The sequence below is a fragment of the Rhodococcus sp. ARC_M12 genome, from assembly GCF_022810385.1.
In the GTDB taxonomy this organism is placed as follows: Bacteria; Actinomycetota; Actinomycetes; order Mycobacteriales; family Mycobacteriaceae; genus Rhodococcoides; species Rhodococcoides navarretei.
On sequence record NZ_JALGQI010000012.1, the window covers coordinates 140,540 to 156,598 of the forward strand.

Annotated in this window: 19 protein-coding genes; 11 read left to right on the forward strand and 8 right to left on the reverse strand. The window is 65.7% G+C overall.

Features of this window, described 5'->3' with window-relative positions; translation table 11 throughout:
• Positions 1-25: 25 nt before the first annotated feature.
• Positions 26-2,245, reverse strand: a complete 2,220-nt coding sequence (locus tag MTX35_RS16660; protein ID WP_243596049.1) for an HNH endonuclease signature motif containing protein — start codon at positions 2,243-2,245, stop codon at positions 26-28.
• 75 nt (positions 2,246-2,320) lie between these two features.
• Here MTX35_RS16660 and MTX35_RS16665 point away from each other — a divergent pair, with 75 nt between their 5' ends.
• A complete protein-coding gene (locus MTX35_RS16665) occupies positions 2,321-2,830 on the forward strand; it encodes a GNAT family N-acetyltransferase (RefSeq protein ID WP_243596050.1) in 510 nt (169 codons plus the stop codon).
• On the opposite strand, the gene MTX35_RS16670 is transcribed toward MTX35_RS16665, so the two are convergent.
• The 3 genes from MTX35_RS16670 to MTX35_RS16680 all read right to left on the reverse strand — a co-directional run bounded on the left by MTX35_RS16670 (position 2,820) and on the right by MTX35_RS16680 (position 4,786).
• Positions 2,820-3,767, reverse strand: a complete 948-nt coding sequence (locus MTX35_RS16670) for a CPBP family intramembrane glutamic endopeptidase (protein WP_243596051.1) — start codon at positions 3,765-3,767, stop codon at positions 2,820-2,822. The genes MTX35_RS16665 and MTX35_RS16670 overlap by 11 nt on opposite strands.
• Before the next feature lie 106 nt (positions 3,768-3,873).
• The gene (locus tag MTX35_RS16675) at positions 3,874-4,125 is read right to left on the reverse strand and encodes a hypothetical protein (RefSeq protein ID WP_243596052.1); all 252 of its coding nucleotides are present in this window, start codon (positions 4,123-4,125) and stop codon (positions 3,874-3,876) included.
• Positions 4,126-4,144: 19 nt separating this feature from the next.
• Complete coding sequence (locus MTX35_RS16680; RefSeq protein WP_243596053.1) at positions 4,145-4,786, reverse strand: GAP family protein; 642 nt, start codon at positions 4,784-4,786, stop codon at positions 4,145-4,147.
• Positions 4,787-4,852: 66 nt separating this feature from the next.
• On the opposite strand from MTX35_RS16680, the gene MTX35_RS16685 reads away from it, so the two are divergent.
• Genes MTX35_RS16685 through MTX35_RS16695 form a run of 3 tightly spaced genes read left to right on the forward strand, consistent with a single transcriptional unit; the run spans position 4,853 to position 6,587 of the window.
• The gene (locus MTX35_RS16685) at positions 4,853-5,458 is read left to right on the forward strand and encodes a TetR/AcrR family transcriptional regulator (RefSeq protein ID WP_243596054.1); all 606 of its coding nucleotides are present in this window, start codon (positions 4,853-4,855) and stop codon (positions 5,456-5,458) included.
• A gap of 60 nt (positions 5,459-5,518) precedes the next feature.
• Positions 5,519-6,061: a GtrA family protein gene (locus tag MTX35_RS16690; RefSeq protein WP_243596055.1), complete on the forward strand. Its 543-nt coding sequence runs from the start codon at positions 5,519-5,521 to the stop codon at positions 6,059-6,061.
• A complete protein-coding gene (locus MTX35_RS16695; RefSeq protein ID WP_243596056.1) occupies positions 6,048-6,587 on the forward strand; it encodes a histidine phosphatase family protein in 540 nt (179 codons plus the stop codon). Before MTX35_RS16690 ends, MTX35_RS16695 begins: the two co-directional genes overlap by 14 nt.
• Here MTX35_RS16695 and MTX35_RS16700 read toward each other — a convergent pair whose 3' ends face one another.
• On the reverse strand, positions 6,588-6,788 hold the full coding sequence (locus tag MTX35_RS16700; RefSeq protein ID WP_068053408.1) for a hypothetical protein: 201 nt from the start codon (positions 6,786-6,788) through the stop codon (positions 6,588-6,590).
• 162 nt (positions 6,789-6,950) lie between these two features.
• Between MTX35_RS16700 and MTX35_RS16705 the strand changes: the two genes are divergently transcribed.
• From MTX35_RS16705 to MTX35_RS16720, 4 genes are read left to right on the forward strand one after another with little or no spacing between them, the layout of a single operon-like run.
• Positions 6,951-7,535 carry a hypothetical protein gene (locus MTX35_RS16705; protein ID WP_243596057.1) on the forward strand — a complete coding sequence of 195 codons (585 nt, stop codon included), beginning with the start codon at positions 6,951-6,953 and terminating at the stop codon, positions 7,533-7,535.
• Positions 7,535-7,831 (forward strand): hypothetical protein, encoded by a 297-nt coding sequence (locus MTX35_RS16710; protein WP_243596058.1) that lies wholly within the window; start codon positions 7,535-7,537, stop codon positions 7,829-7,831. Before MTX35_RS16705 ends, MTX35_RS16710 begins: the two co-directional genes overlap by 1 nt.
• A complete protein-coding gene (locus MTX35_RS16715) occupies positions 7,789-8,856 on the forward strand; it encodes a sensor histidine kinase (protein WP_243596059.1) in 1,068 nt (355 codons plus the stop codon). The genes MTX35_RS16710 and MTX35_RS16715 overlap by 43 nt, the downstream gene beginning before the upstream one ends.
• Before the next feature lie 13 nt (positions 8,857-8,869).
• Positions 8,870-9,523 (forward strand): response regulator transcription factor, encoded by a 654-nt coding sequence (locus tag MTX35_RS16720; RefSeq protein ID WP_243596060.1) that lies wholly within the window; start codon positions 8,870-8,872, stop codon positions 9,521-9,523.
• On the opposite strand, the gene MTX35_RS16725 is transcribed toward MTX35_RS16720, so the two are convergent.
• A complete protein-coding gene (locus tag MTX35_RS16725) occupies positions 9,520-10,839 on the reverse strand; it encodes an NAD(P)/FAD-dependent oxidoreductase (protein ID WP_243596061.1) in 1,320 nt (439 codons plus the stop codon). The two genes, MTX35_RS16720 and MTX35_RS16725, sit on opposite strands and share 4 nt — an antisense overlap.
• A gap of 130 nt (positions 10,840-10,969) precedes the next feature.
• Here MTX35_RS16725 and MTX35_RS16730 point away from each other — a divergent pair, with 130 nt between their 5' ends.
• Positions 10,970-11,869 (forward strand): LysR substrate-binding domain-containing protein, encoded by a 900-nt coding sequence (locus tag MTX35_RS16730; RefSeq protein ID WP_243596062.1) that lies wholly within the window; start codon positions 10,970-10,972, stop codon positions 11,867-11,869.
• Here the strand turns inward: MTX35_RS16730 and MTX35_RS16735 are convergent.
• Complete coding sequence (locus MTX35_RS16735; protein ID WP_243596063.1) at positions 11,845-12,813, reverse strand: MsnO8 family LLM class oxidoreductase; 969 nt, start codon at positions 12,811-12,813, stop codon at positions 11,845-11,847. The genes MTX35_RS16730 and MTX35_RS16735 overlap by 25 nt on opposite strands.
• Before the next feature lie 93 nt (positions 12,814-12,906).
• On the opposite strand from MTX35_RS16735, the gene MTX35_RS16740 reads away from it, so the two are divergent.
• Complete coding sequence (locus MTX35_RS16740; protein ID WP_243596064.1) at positions 12,907-13,281, forward strand: VOC family protein; 375 nt, start codon at positions 12,907-12,909, stop codon at positions 13,279-13,281.
• Positions 13,282-13,283: 2 nt separating this feature from the next.
• On the opposite strand, the gene MTX35_RS16745 is transcribed toward MTX35_RS16740, so the two are convergent.
• Positions 13,284-14,216 carry an endonuclease/exonuclease/phosphatase family protein gene (locus tag MTX35_RS16745; protein ID WP_243596065.1) on the reverse strand — a complete coding sequence of 311 codons (933 nt, stop codon included), beginning with the start codon at positions 14,214-14,216 and terminating at the stop codon, positions 13,284-13,286.
• A 132-nt stretch (positions 14,217-14,348) separates the two neighbouring features.
• Between MTX35_RS16745 and MTX35_RS16750 the strand changes: the two genes are divergently transcribed.
• Positions 14,349-15,989, forward strand: a complete 1,641-nt coding sequence (locus MTX35_RS16750) for a GMC oxidoreductase (protein WP_243596066.1) — start codon at positions 14,349-14,351, stop codon at positions 15,987-15,989.
• The last annotated feature ends 70 nt before the right edge of the window (positions 15,990-16,059 follow it).

The following is a 16,059-nucleotide window of genomic DNA, read 5'->3' on the forward strand; positions in this document are numbered from 1 at the left end:
TGGGCCACACCGGCACGGGTACCGATCAGAAGGGTGGAGGGTCGTATCGGGCGCGGTCGTACCGAACGCGTGCATGGACGACGCGACAGTGTTCGAGGTAGGACCGCCGCTTCTCCGCCAACTTCTTTCGATCGATATCCGTTGTTGCAGAGCGAAAGTCGTCGAGAGTCGGAGGTGCACACCCGCTGTAGTCGAGCTCCCAGCGGGTCGGTTCCTCCGGGCTCGATCCCGGCCGGGCCGAGGCCCTTCGCCGTCGGCGAGATGGGCGGGGAGCCGCGATGGACAACTCCGGCAACGTGACTCTGCGCAAACCGAGGGAGTTCGACCACAGAATCGCGCCGTCTGCGAGCATCACCGCCGACCACGCGCCCGAGGTCTTGGCCTGATGATGGAACACGCACACCGGCTGGAGATTGGTCACGATCGTCCAGCCGCCGCGCTCGGGATCGTCGTGATCGAACGGAACCAGATGATCGATCTGACACCGGGCCGACGGCACGTCGCAGTTCGGGAACGTACACGTGCGATACGCAGCCCTGACGAACGCTGCGACGCGGGCAGCAGGCCGATACGTCACCGCCGAGTGCGACGGTGCGGACTCGCCGCCATGACCGTCGGGAAAGATGCCGCGAGCACGCTCCGGTTGTCCGGCAATCCATGCCAGCCACCGTGCGACGAGCCCGTCGTGGACAGACTCCTCCCCCAATATCGGATTCACGGGTGGGAGGCAGTGGGCATCCACGAGACGCGCGGACGGAAGCTCGGCGGCACCGCGCACCCGACCCATGCCGACCACCCGACGCAACAGCGAGGGCGGGGCCGGCGACAACGGCCCGTACGACCTCGACAGCAAACCCGACACATCGCCACTGCGGGAGCCGGAACCGCCGCCGGGGCCGGCGTCACCGGGCGACTGCCCGTGGCCGGAGCGCGATGGACCGTTGGGGCGATCCGGGTCCGAACTAGCGTCGGGGCGTTCCCGGTCCGAGCCGTCGGGGCTGCCCGTGCCGCCGTCGCCGTTGCGCATACCGCCACCATCCGGGCCATTACCGTCTGGGCCCCTGTCATCGGGGCCACCGTCATCCGGGCCACCGTCATCCGGGCCGTCGCTGTCCGGGCCACCACCATCGGGACCACCGTCCGGGCCATCGTCGTCCAGGCCATCGTCCGGACCACCACCATCGGGACCACCGTCCGGCCCATCGCCCTCACCCGGGCCGACATCGCTGGCACCGTCATCGTTCGATCCGTCATTGTTCGATACGTCGTCGCCTGTATTGCTTTGTTCGGGCTTCAGCATCTCGACCAGCTCGGTCAGCAGCGCCTGCCACTTCGCATCCGCGGCAACGATGCGCGCTACTTCGGGATCGATGGGCGTGCCGTCGGCGAGGGTCGCAGGCTCCGAGGACAGTCCCAGCAAAGTCTCCACCGCCACCACGATCTGGAGGAGATGCCCGCGCCGAGGAGGAATATCGTCGGCAGCGCCGGCCACCGGGCAGTCGTCGCCGCGATCGCACTGACACGCCAGCGAATGCTCGCCGTGCAGCAACGCCATCAGACCCGCTGCCCGCAGGGTCCCCGCCGATCGTGGGTCGCGCTTACAGACCGTCCCGACGATCTCGACGATGAGGGCGTCCGCTTCGGCTGCTTCGAGATCGGTGATCTTCGCGATGAGTGATGCGATCTCGCCCGGACCGGTGCGGTCGATCCGCACACCGACCTCCTCGGACTTCGCCGTCTCGCGGGCAGCTGCGGCACCGACCGGATCGGCCTTCATCCACAGCCGCCAGATCCGGTTCCGCAACGCCTGCGGACGCATCCGGCCACCAGACGCACAGACCTCGTACTCGATTGCCGCGATCGTCTCGTCACCGGCGCGATGCAAAACCGAGGTGATCGTCACCACCGTCGACCAGTCGAAGCTGCCGGTCACGAAACGCAAGGCCGTCAACGGCATTCGATGCAGACGCTCCGCGACATCGTGTACAACGGACGCATCGCGACGGGTTCCGGTCATCGTCACGGCCAGATCGCACAGGGCACCGCGGACGGTCTCACCCGGATCTCCGCCGGCGGCTTCGGCTGCTTCGAGGCGCATCTCGAGCACGTCGCAGTACGCGAGCACGGTCGCCGCCCGAGCAAGGTTCTCGGTGACACGGTTGAGCGCGATGACATCGAGAAACCCCGCGATGCAGTCATCGACCGGCGGCGTCTCCGCCACCCCCCACCCACCCGTATCGAACATGCATTCGATACTACGAGAGGGGTCCGACAAGAAAATCCGACGAACAATTCGAGCCGTATCGGTATAACTACAACCGTGGGCAGCTACACGATTCGTGACATCCGCCCGGGCGACGAGGAACAGCTCGGCACCGCGCACGTGGCGATCTGGAAGGCGACGTACGCGGGAATGATGAACAGCGCCAAGCTCGATGCGGTGCGTCCCCTCGATCGCATCGAACGATGGGAGCAGATCATCGCCCACCGCGACGAGGCGTCGAGCCGCGGTGTGCTGACTCGGTGCGCCGTCGACACCAGCGATTCACGCATCGTCGGTTTCGCCACCGGCGGCCCACCACGCGACGACGATCCGCCGGCATCGACCGAACTGTGGTCACTGAACGTCGTGCCCGAGCACCACGGCACCGGCGTCGCAACAGAACTCATGACCACCGTGGTCGACCCGGAGGCATCCACATACCTGTGGGTGGCAGCGGCCAACGATCGCGCCGTGGCGTTCTATCGCAAGCATCGATTCGAGCTCGACGGCACCGAGAAGTGGGACCCGTTCTGGGAGTGCCTCGAAGCCCGCATGGTCAGGGCTTGACGGGCGGTTCTCGTCTGGACTCGTCGGGATCGAGTTTTTCGGGGTTCAGCACCACCTCGGCCACCATCGGAGTCGTCTCGACGGTCGCATCGCCGTACCGGACGGCCACCGTGTTCGGCAGGAACGCCTCCAATGCACGCGGGGTGACCCACCACAGCAGTGCCGAGAAGAGGATCAGAATGTTGATCCACTGCAGCACCGTCGCCGCATTATCGGATGGAATGACACGATCGAACACCTGGATGTTCATCACCAGCCCGTGGATGACGATCAACACCCACAGCCGCCGGTAGCGGTAGAACACCCAGACCGCCGCCGCACCCCAGCACAGTGCCCACAGAAAACCACCGCCGCCGAAGTACAGGTAGAGAAAGCCTCGCATTGTGGCCGACAACGCCATGATGGCCCAGATCGGAAGCCGGCCCACAAGCAGCAACACCGGCAGCGCCACCAGAATCGGCTCCTCGCGTAGACCCACGGCGAGAGCAGAAACCACTGCGAGCCAATCGGATTCGACCGAGGCCGGAACCGAGAAGCTGAAGCGGACGATGTCCATGCGAGACAACACGAGCAGCGAAGCAGACGCGGCACCGATCGCGGCGCACCAGGTGAGCGCGGCCTCACGCGCAGTGCCGCTGCGGACCGGCCACACCGCAGGCAGCCTCCGACGTCGAGCGAAGTACACCGCGGCGATTGCCACGGCACCCACCGCCACCTGCGCTGCGCCGACAGCGAGATCGGCCCACTGATCCCCCATCGAGAGCGTCGGAGCCGGCGCGTTGGGCTCGCGGAAACGCCACAGTGCCCCCAGCAGGCTCACCGAATAGACGACGATCCAGCCGACCACCAGACCCAGGAGCATCGCGGCGGTACCGGCCGCGGTCAGACCCGGCCGGGGCGAGCGAGTAGTGAGACCCGCGCGGACACCGCTCGTCACCAGGTCACCACCGTTCCGCTCGATACAGCATCGCCGAACAGCTTGTCTATCACGCCTGGGCCGAGAATTCAGTACTGTCACGGCGATACGGAACCGGGGATGCCACTCACGGCCGAGTGTCACGCTCGGATGTGTCGCTCGCATCCTTCGCGCCGACGATGTCGTCTCGCAATTCGGCGAGCAGCCCCTTCTTCGGGGTGCCGCGACGCGATTCCCAGACGTCGACCATCGCGAGCACCACCAGAACACAGCCGATCGGGCCGCCCTGGAACCAGAACACTTGCAGGTCCCAAAAGAACAGCGCCAGCGCAGCGCCGACAACAATCGTGACGATGCTGCGTATATCTCGAGCACTCATTGCGTCCCCTCTCATCGGTTCAAACCAGGTTCAATTCGATTGCCGCATCCGCTGCCAGTAGTGCGCCCAGCACCACCGACACCGTCGCCCACACGTCCCCACTCCAGCGGTCCACGCGCCGGAGCAGAGTTGGCGTGATCGACGAAACACGTTCCTGCGCAAGTACTCTGACGGCAAGCAGGACGAGAGCAGGTGACAGCGTCACGAGCACGTACGCCGCGAGCAGCAGCGCCGACAACCCCCACCCCAGCCCGGCATCACCGACCGCGTCGATCGCTGCGAAGTAAGGCAGCATCGTCGCCACCTCCACCGCGCCCACAGCGACCGCGAGCAGGACCACCCCGCGAACAGTTCCCGGGGGCCGCGTCCACCACGCAGCCTTCGGAGCTTGCCGCCGACGGTCACAGACCAGGCCCATGATCAAAAGCGCAAGACCCACCGCCAACCGAATCCGCGCGTCGCCAGGAACAGCAACGCTCAGGCCATCGGTGGCCGCCCACACAGCAATGCCAACCCCGAGATAGAGCAGTCCCAACACGCTCAGATGCAGCAGAACGACACGCGCACGGAACGACGGCCACAGCATCATCCACAACGGAACCGCAAGAGTCCCGATGCCGATGCTGTCCACCAGCGCGAGTCCGGGCAGCTGAATTAACACAGCTGTACCGTAACAGGATTTCAGCACAGTTGTGTGGAAAAGATTTCCTCGTGCTAGAACAGACCGATGCCGAAGATCGTCGACCACGACGCACGCCGGGCGGAGATCGTCGCCGCCGTGTGGCGCGTCATCGAGCGGTCGGGAATGGACGGGGCGACGGTTCGCAGTGTCGCCGCCGAGGCAGGCGTCTCCCCCGGATCACTTCGCTACTACTTCTCCGACCAGGGAGAACTGGTGCTGTTTGCGGCCGAGGCCATGACGCAACGCGTCGTGCATCGGTTGGAGGCGCACCCGACCTATGGTGACGGCCTCGTTCGCGCAATCCGCGTTCTCGAGGAGTTGCTGCCACTCGACGAGGACCGCCGCGCCGAGGCGTCGGTGTGGCTGGAAGCGATCGTGCGTGCCAGAGTCGACGAGCGACTCGCCTCCCTCAAGACGGCCGGGTGGTTCGGCAGCCGGTACCTGTGTCGGCTCGCGTGGGCGCACCTGCACGATCTCGATCGACCGAACTCCCCCGCCTTCATCTTCGACAGCGCCGCGGACGAACGTGCAGCGGCCGAACTGCATACCTTCATCGACGGGCTGACGCTGCAGGCAGTGACGTATCCCGAGCAACTCGCGGCCGACGAGGTGCGTCGGATGTTGCAGGACTACCTGAAGACGCGGCTCTAGCCGGTCCCGTCAGCTGCAACGAATCCGGCCGGATCCGTTACTCGAGGTAACGTCGATGGGATGCATGTGTCCGACCGCCTCACCGACCACGTTCCCCAGCGCTGGCTCGAGCCCCTCGTCAAGCACGCCGAGGCCCTCAAGTTCCTGATCGTCGGAGCGATCACCTTCGTCGTCACCGTGGTCCTGTTCTTCGGCCTGAAGTGGACGATCCTGCAGGACAAGCCCGTGACAGCGAACGTTCTGGCCGTGCTGATCGCGACCATCGTGTCGTACATCCTCAACCGGGAATGGTCGTTCACAGCGCGCGGCGGACGACGTCGCCACCACGAGGCAGCACTATTCTTCGCCGTTGCCGGAACCGGTCTGGCAATCAACCAGCTACCGCTGTGGGTGTCGAGTTACATGCTGGATCTGCGTTCGCCGAACGTGTCCTTCCTCACCGAGAACATCGCCGACTTCGTCAGCGGATCCATCATCGGCACCTTGCTGGCAACCGCCTTCCGGTGGTGGGCGATGCGCAAGTTCGTGTTCCCGGAACAGGCGGACGTTCTCCCCGATCCCGTCGCCCTGACCGTTTACGGTGGACGGCATGGCGACCACTAGGACCCTCGTGCTGATGCGGCACGGCAAATCCGGCTACCCCGACGGAGTACCGGATCACGAACGCCCCCTGGCCGCACGTGGCCAGCGCGAGGCCGGACTGGCCGGAGCCTGGATCAGCGAGCACGTCGGCAGCGTCGACGCAGTGCTGTGCTCGACGGCTCTGCGCACCCGCGAAACTCTCGCGGCCACCGGTCTGAGCGACGCTCCCACCCGCTTCGAACGCGACATCTACGGCGGATCCGCCGACGAGATCATCGACGAAATCCGACTGGCCGACACGTACTTCGACGACGTCACCGTCTCGACCTTGCTGGTCGTCGGGCACGAGCCCGGAATCCCCTGGACCGCACTCGAACTGGCGGCCGACGACGACACCGACCTGGCCCGCGAGGTGCGACACCGCTTTCCCACCTCGGCAATCGCAGTGCTGACCACCGAGTCGTCCTGGGCAGAGGTGGCTGCAGGGACGGCCACCATCACCGAGTTCTGCATCCCGCGCGCCGAAGAGACCCGCCCCGAGTCCTGACTAGCGGTTCCTGAGGTACAGGTAGCCGGCCCCACCTGCGGCGATCAGCAGAATCAACGCGGCGGGGAATCCGAGCAGCCACCACACCAGAGCCAGCACCACCAATGCGGGCGCGGCAGCGATCAACGCAATGCCGGGATTCTCGCGAACTGTCTCCAGCGCGGACTGTGCGTGCACTCTGTCGATCTTCTTGCCTGCCATCGTCGACTCCCGGGTTTCGTATGTCCTGTATGCGTACTTCCACAGTAGCGCGGTCGGCTACGACTTTCGGTGGAGCGCAGCGTCGTACCTTCGGCCGAACCACCAGGTACGACGCCTCCGCGGGGGTACCGCGCGCACGGCGGCTGCGGTGAGATCGGGCCCATGAACAATCCGATTCTGCTCACCATCGCGATCTGCGAGGTCGGCTTCTGGGTTCTGGTGATCGGTGGCCTCTGCCTGCGCTACGTAGCGCGCATGCGACGCGCCAGCACCGTCACCCTGGCCCTGCTCCCGGTCCTCGACATCGTATTGATTGCGGCCGTGGCGCTCGATCTGCACCGGGGCGGCGAGGTCGAATTCGCGCATCGCCTCGCCGGCATCTATTTCGGCTGGACCGTCGTGTTCGCGCACTCGACGGTGGCCTGGCTCGACGTGCGCTTCGCGCACCGATTCGCCGGCGGACCCGCACCTGTCAAGCCCCCGAAAGCCGGTCCGCAGGCCTACCGCAACGAGATCCGGGGATTCGTGAAGTGGTTGATCGCTGCCGCTATCGCGCTGGTGATCACCTACGCACTGGCCTACACCGTGGCAGACTCGGAGCAGGCAGCAGCACTGAAGACCGTGATCCAGCCGCTCGGCGTCATCACCTTCTTCTGGTTCGTCACCGGACCGCTGTGGGTGCTGGGTTCCAAAACTGCGGGTACGAAGAACTCGAAAGATGCGGCAGGAGAACGGAGTCGACTCTGATGCTGGGCGGTTACCGGGTACGGGGTTTTCACCGCGTGCTGGGTTTTCACCGCGTGCTGCGCACACTTCGCCCGTCCTGGCGGCCACGCAATCCCGTTGTGCTGCCGATCGAGATGCTTCTGGCCACGCTCGTCTACGCCGGATTCCAACTCTCCACCGGCATGGTCGGTGACACCGGAAACGAACTCGTCGGCAGCCCACCCTTGATCGCAGTGAGTGTCGTTGCCCTGCTGGCGATGACCGCGGTGCGTGCATGCGCCGATCGTTTCCGGTCACGGCTTACCTGTCGGTGGTAGCGATCAGCGTCGCCCTGATCCTGGTTCTGCCGGACCGAACTCTCGGGTTCACCCCGCTGTACTGGTTTGCCATCGCGGCCTTGGCAATTCGGGTGACCGGGCCACGCCTGTTCGCCCCCATCGCCGTCGGGTTGATCCTCGACATCGCTGTCAGCGTCGATACCGGACTGTCCTACCCGAACGCCGCAACCGGTCCCGGTGGCACGATCGGAGTGATCACCGAGCAGATCGCGAATCTCGCCATCAATTACACGGTGCTCATCGCACTGGGCAAGTACATCGCCCGGAACCGCGCGCAGGAACTCGAGAGCGAGGCTGCACTCGACCGAGCCGAACTCGAACACCGGAGGCGATTGGACGAGACCCTGGACAACGAACGAAAGACCATGGCACGCGAGCTCCACGATGTCGCGGCTCACCACCTGACCGGCATGCTGATCCAGGCCAAGGCATCGAAGACGCTCATCACGAGCAACCCCGAGCAGGCACGCGAACTACTTACCGGCGCAATCGGACACGGCCAGCGCACCCTCGACAGCCTGCGTCAGATCGTCGGCATCCTGCGACCGAGCGACACCGACCGTGCACCGCAACCGATGATCTCCGACATCGCCGAGCTGATCGAACAGTCTCGAATATCGTTCGGGCGCATCGACGCCGACGTCTTCGGCGATGCCGACAAGATAAGTGGCACAGACAGCGCCGTGCAACTGACGTGCTACCGCATCGTTCAAGAGTCGTTGTCCAATGCCCGAGTCCACGCGCCGAGCTGCGATGTGCGCGTCGACGTATCCGATCGATCCTCGGCCATCGAGGTGACCGTCACCAATACGATGCCACCGGCCGGCTCCGAACTGCACGAGCCTGCGGGTCAGGGCTTCGGCATCCCGGGAATGCGGGAGCGTGCCGCACTACTCGGCGGCACCCTCGATGCCGGATTGTCCGACGACCGAACAACGTGGACCGTGCGCGCTCGACTGCCCATGGGCGGAATGATCTCTCGGCCCCCAGAGCTGTTCGTATGATCGAGATACCAGCATGATCACCGTACTCATCGCCGACGATCAGCCCGTGGTTCGGCAGGGGTTCGAGCTGTTCCTCGCCGGCAATCCCGACATCGAGGTCGTCGGGCACGCGAGCTCGGGACAGCATGCCGTGCACCAGGTATCGATACTGCGGCCGGACGTCGTGCTGATGGACATCAGGATGCCGAACGGCGATGGGCTGACCGCCACGCGAGAGATACTGGCGCAGTTCGACAGCGTTCGCGTCATCGTCGTCACCACGTTCGACCTCGACGAGTACGTGTTCGCCGCCCTCGACAGCGGGGCAGCCGGATTCCTGCTCAAGGACACCGATCCCGACGAACTCGCCGATGCAGTGGTCACAGTGGCCGGTGGCGGGGCGGCGCTCTCCCCACGACTGACCCCGCGCTTGATGGCCGAGTTCGCGCGCCGGGGCACGCCGAGTCGAACCACTCCCGTTGCACCGCAACACGACCTGAGTCTGCGCGAAATGGAAGTGGTTCAACTGCTGGCGAAGGGCCTGGGCAACAACGAGATCGCCCGTGCACTGCAGCTCGAACAGAGCACAGTCAAAACTCACGTCGGGAACATCTGCCGCAAACTCGACGTCAACACCCGAGTCCACGTGGTGATCTGGGCCTACCGCAACGGCCTGGTGAGCAGCTAGGCGGCCTTTCGCTCCTCGTCCGAGGTCTTGCCGGTCAGCTCGGTTGCCGAAGCGGAGTGATCGGTGTACTGGAAGTGCGGTCGCTTGTCGCCGATGTACGAGGTCATCCACGAGACCACGGCGACGTAGCGGTTGCGGAACCCGACCAGGTACATCAGGTGCACGGCGAGCCACATGAGCCAGGCGATCGGTCCCGACATGTCGACCTTGCCGAACAGCCTTGCGACAGCGCTGAATCGACCGACGATCGACATACTGCCCTTGTCGGTGTATTTGAACGGCGTTCCCGCATCGACCTTTCCGATGATCATCTTCGCCACGTGCCTACCCTGCTGCATCGCCACCGGTGACTGGCCGGGGAGCTTGTTCAACGACGTCACGTCGCCGATCGCGTAGATGTCCTTCGCCGAGCCGACCGTCAGGTCGTCGTGTACGAGAAGGCGTCCGGCACGGTCGGTTTCACATCCGGTGCGCTCGGCGACAGTGGCCGCCAGGTCGCTCGCCTGAACGCCGGCCGACCAGATGACGGTCTTGGCCGGGTAGGTACGCGAAGTCTTGGTGTCGACGTCCTGCACCGTGACGACGTCGTCGGCGATGTCGGTGACCATGCCCCCGGTGACGACGTCGACGCCCGACTTCTCGAGCTTCGTGCGGGCGTACGCGCTGAGCTTGCCGCCGAATGCGGGCAGCACTTCCTTGACTCCGTCGACGAGGGTGACCGTGACGTCGTCGGGTTCGATGTCCGGGAACGATCCGGCGAAGTAGCGGTGCGCGAGATCCCTGATCTGACCGGCCAACTCGACACCCGTCGCGCCTGCACCGACGACGACGAAGCTCAACAGCTCCTTGCGAGCAGCCGGATCGGTGGTCAGGTGCGCGGTTTCGTAGCAGCTCAGAATCTGCTCACGCAGCGCGATCGCGTCGTCGACGGTCTTGAGGGCGAACGTGCGGTCCTTGAACTCGTCGCGGCCGAAGTACGCCTGGGTGGCACCGGTGGCGACGATGAGACGGCCGAAGCCGATGGTGTGGCTCTGGCCACCGCCGACGTAGGTCACCTGGTGAGCCTCGGGATCGACATCGACGACGCGTCCGAGACGGACGTCGGCGGAGTCGTACTGCGCGAGGATGCGCCTGATCGGCGGGGCGATCTCGCCCGTCGACAGCATCCCGGTGGCGGCCTGGTAGAGCAACGGCTGAAAGAGGTGTTCGGTGGTGCTGGAGATCAGCGAGAACGTCACACCGGCCTTGCCCAGAGACTTGGCGGCGGCCAATGCTCCGAATCCCGATCCCACGATGACGACGTCGTACGTTTGCACAGCACTTCCCTTTTCGGCTCGAGTCTTTCCCATAACGAAGAACTACCTCCATGAAACTCCGACCTCGGTGGTCTATCAACGCGGAAGTTGAAATAGCATCCATGAGTAGAACTCATGATTGGACGTGTTCATGGAACTGCGGCAACTGAAGTACTTCCTCGCGGTCGGGGAGGAACTGAACTTCTCGCGCGCTGCCGAGCGCTGCTACGTCTCGCAATCGGCGATCAGCCTGCAGATCTCCAAGCTGGAACGAGAGATCGGCGAGCCCCTGTTCGAGCGCACCTCTCGTACCGTCCGATTGACCGTTGTCGGAGCACAATTGGTCTCCATCGCCCGGCACATGGTGGAGCTCGAGCAGGCCGCCCTGGCGTTGACGACGCGCAAGCGAAACCAACTACGCCTGACCGGAAACATGACGTTCGCGGCCAACGCCATCGCCGCCATCGTCGCGGTACGCGAGCGCCACCCCGACGCCGAGATCGACTTCGTCCTGAAACGATTCGCAGAACAGATCGAAGCGGTGACGTCAGGGGACTGTCAGGTGGCGCTGATCCGCGGCAGCGTCGAACGCTCCGGCCTGCACGTGACCGAGCTGTGGACCGAGGACCTCGTCGTCGTGCTCGCCGAGGGCCATCCCCTCGCCGGGGAGGACAACCCGAGCCTGAGCCAGCTCGCCGACTACCCGTTGCTGCTGCCCAAACGCAGCGAGCAGATTCTGCTGCACCGGGTGATCGAGCGCGAGATGAAGCGCAGCGGACTGCCGCTGAGCTTCGGCCCGCCCGTGGCGTCCGATCACACCGCCAGCGCCGAACTCCTCAACCACCCGCAATGCTGGTCCATCCTGTATGCCAGCACCGCCGACAGCACCCCCAAAACGGGCCTGGTCTTCCGCACGGAAGCCGACCGTCGGTTGCGGCTACCGGTATCGGCCGTCGTCGACGCGACCGTGCCCATCACCGACATTCAGCGCGACCTCGTAGCGGCCCTGGCGGCGACAGCACCGGTTCAGCCCGCCACCCCCGCGAGCTGAGCGAACGCGGCATCGGCGTCGAACAAGTCGGCGCGATCGTACGTGGACGTCGAGGCCATGATCTCGTTCGCACCGGTGCGCTCGATCACCTCTTCGAGCCTCGGGCGGACCTGCCCGGCCGTGCCGAGGATGCTCGACGCGAGGGACGCCTCGATTCTGTCGCGCGTCTGCGACGTCCACTGCGATTCATCGATCGCCGACGCCGGTTCGAGAGCCGGGAACTCGCCCTCGCGCCTGGACCTGGCCATCGCCCACGCCTCCGGCACGGCGAGCCTGCGGGCATCGGCAGCGTCCGCTGCGATGGTCACGTCGAGCGAGACGATCACGTACGGTTCGGGATTGGTCGCCGTAGACCGAAAGTGCTTGCGATACAACGCCAATGGGTCATCACGCTGGAGCACCGGTCCACCGACGACGACCGGAAGCCCAGCGCGGGCGGCAACCTCGAGACCGGCACCGGTCGCGAGAACGAACACCGGCGGAGCCGGGGCGGCGGGCCGGGCCGTCACCGGTGCCGAACCGTCGAGATACGAACGCAACTCGGCGATGTCGGCCTCGAAGGTATCGGGCGCGTGACGATCTCGGCGCAATGCGGCCCGGACCGGTTCGGTGAAACCGAGGGAACGGCCGACGCCGAGATCGATCCGGCCGGGAAAGAGAGACTCCAGCATCAGGAACTGCTCGGCAACGATCAGCGGCTGATGGTTGGGCAGCATCACACCGCCGGATCCGACGCGAATGCGCGAGGTACGCGACGCCACCGCGGCCGCCAGAACCGCAGGCGCCCCCGACGCGATGCCGGGTACGCCGTGATGCTCGGCCACCCAGAACCGATGCAGCCCGATCTTCTCTGCATGCACTGCCCGCTCGACGGTATGCCGCAGCGCCGAGGCATCGTCCATTCCGGACCGAGTACGGGATCTGTCGAGGAGGGAGAAGAACACGGATATCTCAACCGACGAGGCGTCGGGCATATTTCTCGAATTGTTCGTTCGACGCGGACCGAATGCGTCCGCAATCGGCGTCAGTATTGCTCCATGAACCTCACCATGAAGATCGAACTCGTCACGTTGGCCGTCACCGACGTCGATCGCGCCAAGGACTTCTACGTCTCGATCGGCTTCGTCGCCGACCACGATGCTCGCCCCTGGGACGGCATCCGGTACGTCCAGCTCACTCCCCCGGGCTCGGCGTGCTCCATCGCGATCGGCGAGCACATCACCGACGCAGAGCCGGGCAAGGGGGCCGGGATGCTGATGGTCGTGGACGACGTGCAGCAGGCCTACGAGCACCTCACGTCGGCGGGCCTGACCATCGATCCACCCAAGGACGAGGGCTGGGGCACGTTCGTGTACTTCGCCGACCCCGACGGCAACACGTGGTCGGTGCAGCAGTTGCCCGCACAGTCCTGACGCTAGGGCCGGAGCTGCAGCCGAGCCAGGATGCCACGGTGGTCGGAACCCGCGATCGTCACTGCCTCGACCGATCGAACGGCCAGCCCTGCCACCAGTACATGGTCGATGGCGATGACGGGCGGGTACCAGGTGTGTGCCGGGTACGTCCTGAGCATGCCCGCCCCGGTGGCCACCGCCGCATCGACGAACCGGCCATCCTGTAGATCTCGGTACCGCCGATGATCCTGCGTCGCGTTGAAGTCGCCCGCCACCACCACGGGACCGTCGTCGACGGGGATCTTGGCCAAGAGCTGGCGCAACAGCCCCAGTTCACGAACCCATTCGGACGGCTCCCTCGGCCACGGCGGCACGGGGTGAACCGCGAACACCAGAGGCCGGCCCGGCATCTCCACCCGCGCGGAGAGCAGTTCTGTCACGAAACCGTCGTGGCGCTGCTCGTCGACGAGCGGGAAGCGGCTGTAGATTCCGGCACCCTCTCCGCCGGGCGCAGCGCTGACGTACGCGTGTGGCAACGACTCGGACAGTCTCGGGCGTAGACGGGCCTCGGCCTCGGGCGTCAGTTCGACGAGAGTGAGCACGTCGGGTCGGTGCTGCTCGACCAGCGCGACCAACGCGTCGAGATCGGCCTGACCCAGCCAGATGTTGGCGTGTAGCACTGTCAGGTTCGACTCGTCGGATCTTTGTGCGAATCTGCGCCGTTGCAGTGGAAGCTGGGTCGCGGCCGCGCCTGCCAGTACCGCCGCGCCTGCCGCCAGCCCCCACCACCCGAACGCCACCGCCGCGAGAGCAGTGCCCGGCACCGCGGCGAGCATGAGGACATGTGCCAACGACGCGGCAACGAGCATCCCCTGGCCCCGCGCGTTTACAAGGTGCGCCATGATGCCGAGTACCGCTGCGACGAGCAGTAACAGAGCCACCGATGCCGAAACCATGAGCGGAGTCTGACAGGCAAACCTGAGGCCGAGCTGGGAAGCATCCTCGAGACCGACCGAACTGTTCGCTTTCTCGCGGCAAACACGACAGAATCGACAACGCTGTCCGTGAGTCAAGTAGGGGGACTTTCCGTGAACCGAAGGCAACTGCTGCGGTTGGCCGCTGCCGGAATGCTCGGCGCTGCCGCCGCTCCGGTCCTGAACTCGGCGGGCATGGCGGGCTCGCCCACAGCAGGTGCACTCCCCATCGGTGCCGACCGCATCCGATCACTGGTTCCCGAACTGTTCGCCGATCCCCCGCGTCCACCGGATCATTCCTCCGTTCTCGTCATCGGCTCCGGCTTCGGTGCCAGCGCCGCCGCCCTTCGGATGGCGCAGGCCGGCACCCAGGTGACCGTCCTCGAACGTGGACTGCGCTGGCCACGCGACCCGTGGCGCGAGATCTTCACCGCCGACATGACCGCCGACGGACGCGGACTGTGGCAGCAGACCTCGTTCACCAACATCACCGGCATGCCCGTCGGACCGGTCGACCTCTTCGGCGGCGTACTCGACACCACGCGCTACGAGAACCTCTCGGTCTGGCGCGGCGCGGCCGTCGGCGGCGGGTCGATCGTCTACACCGGCGTGACCATCGCCCCGGACAAGAAGTTCTTCGACCTCTCCTTCGGCGGACGACTGGACTACGACGAGATGGCCGCCACCTGGTACCCCAAGGCCCGCTCGATGCTCCGGCCGTCGCCGATGCCCGAGGACGTCTACAACAGCCCGAACTTCGCACACTCGCGCACCTGGGACGACCACGCCCGACGGGCAGGCTTCACCCCTCAGGCAGTGGACGGCAACTGGAACTGGAACGTCGTCCGCGACGAGATCGGCGGGCGCTCGAGGCCGTCCGCGACCGTCGGCGCGAGCACCTTCGGCAACTCCAACGGCGCCAAGCACGACCTGACGCAGAACTACATCCCCCAGGCCGAGGCCACCGGCCGAGCGATCGTGTGCCACAGCCACCGCGTCGCGGCGATCGGCACCGAATCCGGCGGCCGCTACCGCGTCGAGGTCGAACGCCTGGACCCCTTCGGCAACGTCGTCGAGACCCGCACCGTCACCTGCGACACTCTCGTTCTCGGAGCCGGATCCATCGGCACCACCGAGCTGCTGATGCGGGCCCGCACCACCGGTGCGCTGGCGAACCTCAACGAGTTCGTCGGCACCGGTTGGGGCACCAACGGAGACGCCTCGATGACCCGCTCCCTCGGGCCGATGTCCGCCGGACCGCAGGGAGCGCCCTGCGCGTCCCGCATCGTCGACGACTCAGGACTGCCGCTGACCGTCGAGAACTGGTATGTGCCAGGCGTTCCGACGAACCTGGGTTTCATCGGCTCACTGGGCATGACCATCGATCCACTACGCGGGAACTTCGGATTCGATTCCGCCACGAACCAATTGACGCTGAACTGGCCGAAGGGCGGCAGCCGAGACACCGTCGAGGCCCTACGCGCAGTACAGAATCGGATGGCGCAGGCCGGCGGTACCGTCGTCGCGGCCGAACCGTTCACCCGCGACGTCGACGACACCTTCACCGCCCACCCCCTCGGCGGCGCAGTACTGGGCGACGTCACCGACGGCTACGGCCGCGTGAAGGGCCACCCCGGGCTCTACGTCGTCGACGGTGCACTGATTCCCGGCAGCACCGGAGCCGCCAACCCGTCGCTGACCATCACTGCGCTCGCCGAGCGCAACGTGGCACAGATCATCGCGGACGGGCGCTGACCACTCGAAATGGGTAGACCCGCGCCGAACGGGTAGCCCACAGATATACCCGTCAACGATCCGACCGAAC

Bases quoted from the DNA above. Each gene is read 5' to 3' on its own strand.
- MTX35_RS16660 (WP_243596049.1), bottom strand. From the start codon at position 2,245: ATGTTCGATACGGGTGGGTGGGGGGTGGCGGAGACGCCGCCGGTCGAT.
- MTX35_RS16675 (WP_243596052.1), bottom strand. From the start codon at position 4,125: ATGAGTGCTCGAGATATACGCAGCATCGTCACGATTGTTGTCGGCGCT.
- MTX35_RS16685 (WP_243596054.1), top strand. From the start codon at position 4,853: ATGCCGAAGATCGTCGACCACGACGCACGCCGGGCGGAGATCGTCGCC.
- MTX35_RS16690 (WP_243596055.1), top strand. From the start codon at position 5,519: ATGCATGTGTCCGACCGCCTCACCGACCACGTTCCCCAGCGCTGGCTC.
- MTX35_RS16695 (WP_243596056.1), top strand. From the start codon at position 6,048: ATGGCGACCACTAGGACCCTCGTGCTGATGCGGCACGGCAAATCCGGC.
- MTX35_RS16700 (WP_068053408.1), bottom strand. From the start codon at position 6,788: ATGGCAGGCAAGAAGATCGACAGAGTGCACGCACAGTCCGCGCTGGAG.
- MTX35_RS16705 (WP_243596057.1), top strand. From the start codon at position 6,951: ATGAACAATCCGATTCTGCTCACCATCGCGATCTGCGAGGTCGGCTTC.
- MTX35_RS16710 (WP_243596058.1), top strand. From the start codon at position 7,535: ATGCTGGGCGGTTACCGGGTACGGGGTTTTCACCGCGTGCTGGGTTTT.
- MTX35_RS16715 (WP_243596059.1), top strand. From the start codon at position 7,789: ATGCGCCGATCGTTTCCGGTCACGGCTTACCTGTCGGTGGTAGCGATC.
- MTX35_RS16720 (WP_243596060.1), top strand. From the start codon at position 8,870: ATGATCACCGTACTCATCGCCGACGATCAGCCCGTGGTTCGGCAGGGG.
- MTX35_RS16730 (WP_243596062.1), top strand. From the start codon at position 10,970: ATGGAACTGCGGCAACTGAAGTACTTCCTCGCGGTCGGGGAGGAACTG.
- MTX35_RS16740 (WP_243596064.1), top strand. From the start codon at position 12,907: ATGAACCTCACCATGAAGATCGAACTCGTCACGTTGGCCGTCACCGAC.
- MTX35_RS16745 (WP_243596065.1), bottom strand. From the start codon at position 14,216: ATGGTTTCGGCATCGGTGGCTCTGTTACTGCTCGTCGCAGCGGTACTC.